The 841-nt window shown below is 68.0% G+C and carries 2 pseudogenes; one reads left to right on the forward strand and one right to left on the reverse strand.

Features of this window, described 5'->3' with window-relative positions:
• A pseudogene (locus tag IG99_RS43465) lies at window positions 1–165 on the reverse strand (IS1380 family transposase); the annotation flags it as partial.
• Here IG99_RS43465 and IG99_RS43470 point away from each other — a divergent pair.
• Window positions 166–546, forward strand: a pseudogene (locus tag IG99_RS43470) (hypothetical protein); the annotation flags it as partial. It abuts the pseudogene before it with no gap.
• Between the last annotated feature and the right edge of the window lie 295 nt (window positions 547–841).

Consider the following 841-nt stretch of genomic DNA (forward strand, 5'->3'; position numbering starts at 1 on the left):
CGCGTCCTGCTTGTCGGAGTGCGCGATCACGAGGACGCCGTCGAGGTCGACGGTGACCTGTCCGTCGGTGTCCGGGGCGTTCTTACCCGCCAACAACCAGGCACGGCTGCGGACTTCGGCCCGCGCAGACCGGATGGCCTGCAGGGCTTTCTCGCCGGAGGCGGGGCGGGGTTCTTCGACGAGGCGCAGCTCGCCGACGAGTTCGGGCACTGCCACCGCGATCTGCAGCAGTTCCGCGCCGCCGCCCAGCACGCGGAACGCTCCCTGCAATTGCGCGCCTCCGGCTACGCCCGCAGCCGTCTGTTCTGCCGCGTGGTCCTCGCCACCGCCCGCCTCGGCCTGGGTGAACTCGACCAGGCGTGCCAGCTCGCCGCCGAGGCGGCCGGCCAGGCAGCCGAGATGCGCTCGGTACGGGCGGTGGAGTGCGTCCGCGACTTCGAACGCCGCCTGGAGCCCTACCGCGACGCGGCGGTGGTACGCAACTACCGCGTCGAGCAGCTACAGAGGCTTTCGGTTCGGGGTGACGCCATGTCGGAGCTGGGATGAGTCCCGTCTCGGCGATGAAGCTGTGGAGCAGGCCAGGCTCGTACTGCTTGTGTTTCAGGCGAGTGCGGGCGGTCAGTTCATCAATGGTGCAGGGGACGAGGTCGCCCAGGCTGTTCTTCAGATGAGTTCACAAGCCCTCGGTCGGGTGCGACTCGGGTGTGTGGGAGGGGAAGTGGAGGACGGTCAGCCACTACCGTGGGCTTGATCCGCTTTGGCGGACATCCGAGATCAGGGGTTCTGCCCCGGGAGGATGTCCATCATGGAGAGCATGGGGAAGAAGAAGCCTCGGCCTCGT

This window comes from Streptomyces griseus subsp. griseus, assembly GCF_000720255.1.
Taxonomy (GTDB): domain Bacteria; phylum Actinomycetota; class Actinomycetes; order Streptomycetales; family Streptomycetaceae; genus Streptomyces; species Streptomyces griseus_I.